This is a genomic window from Pallidibacillus pasinlerensis (assembly GCF_009996845.1).
Taxonomy (GTDB): domain Bacteria; phylum Bacillota; class Bacilli; order Bacillales; family Caldibacillaceae; genus Pallidibacillus; species Pallidibacillus pasinlerensis.
The window spans coordinates 1-1,346 of record NZ_JAACYS010000142.1; the positions used below are offsets into that span (position 1 = coordinate 1).

A 1,346-nucleotide genomic window follows, 5' to 3' on the forward strand; every position below is an offset into this window, starting at 1 on the left:
GTTTGTGTCAAGCTTTTCTCGGTAACCTTCTCACACTAGTATTTCCAGCACTCTATTTTTGTACGCTTACTTAGGCTACCGCGCGATTACCATCGCTTGGTGGCCTGTTATTTTGTGTTACGTTCTATAAACCAAGAACGGAACACAAAATAACAGGGTGATTATCGGAAACTCTTAACTAGATTTCCAATGGCGGATGAATGAGCTGCGTACACGACGATCGAACCTTGTTTCGCACCGATGGAAGGACGATTCGGTTCGTGTAAATAAGTCGACATTCGAACGACCTTTTTGACCTCGCGCTGTTTTCTTGCACTTCGATGGCTGTCCTTCAGGTAAGCCTCTCTTAGGGTTCCATTTAGCTTTCCCTGTTTCACTTTGACCATTGCTTCGGCACCATCTGAACTCCAGTGCATTCCTCGCTTCTTCATCCGATATGTAATGTGACGCTGGTTCGATTCCATTGCTCCTAAGCTTCTCGCATTTTCTGGCGGGTTATCGACGCACTCTCTCCAGTCTATGATGCGATCCCAATTATTTAGGATATACGAACGGAACGCCCTAACTTTATCAATCTTCTTGGCATCTTCAAGCGTGCTTTCATAGGTGTCGAGCCATAAATTAAAATGGTCCAAATCATGCTCTTTTAAAGCTTTTCGTATTTCGGCCTTATATTCACTGTTCGCAGCTCCAAGTGCGCGATTTAGCCCTTGGAACACATGGTAAGCGTCGAGTTGATTGATCACTGGATATTCCGATTGCGAGAAGGCTTCCTGGAACTTTTCAGCTGTGTATCCGGCACCACCGTCGCTGTTGGTTACCACTTGCGTCTTTTCCAAAGAATAATGATGGGCAGTTAGTGCTTGAACTTCATTCCAAAAATTCACCGTCGGTCGGGTTGTCATAATCGCGATTGGGTTACGCAAAGAAACACGTTTGCCATTCGTATCCCAGCCTTCGTAAAGAATGGCATGGCTTACCTCATGACTTTTCTTCTTTTCTGTCCCCCGTACAAAGACGCCATCAGCTTCAGCGTAGAGGTAGTCTACTTTCTTTCCCTCTGGCAATTCAGCCGAATCTTCTAACTCGGTGACCATCTCCTCGTCCGCCTTCGCCTGTGCTTCTCCGACTTTCCTCACAATCGATCCAACCGTTGTATGGCTAATGTCCACAGCTGTCCATTCCTTCAGTATATGAGCCGTTTCTCGATACGTACTTTCTGCAGCCATTTCCGCAACTTTAACTTCTACAAATGGGCTTCTACGTTGATATTTCTTAAAACCAATCCATTCATCAAAAGGGTAGTGGGCATTTCCTTCTAAATCATACATCAGCGTGTGTGTAAA

1 protein-coding gene is annotated in these 1,346 nt (G+C 45.2%); it reads right to left on the reverse strand.

Annotated elements, in window-relative coordinates:
• Positions 1–161: 161 nt before the first annotated feature.
• A partial coding sequence (locus GW534_RS15845) for an ISLre2 family transposase (protein WP_161921928.1) occupies positions 162–1,346 on the reverse strand: 1,185 nt, incomplete at its 5' end.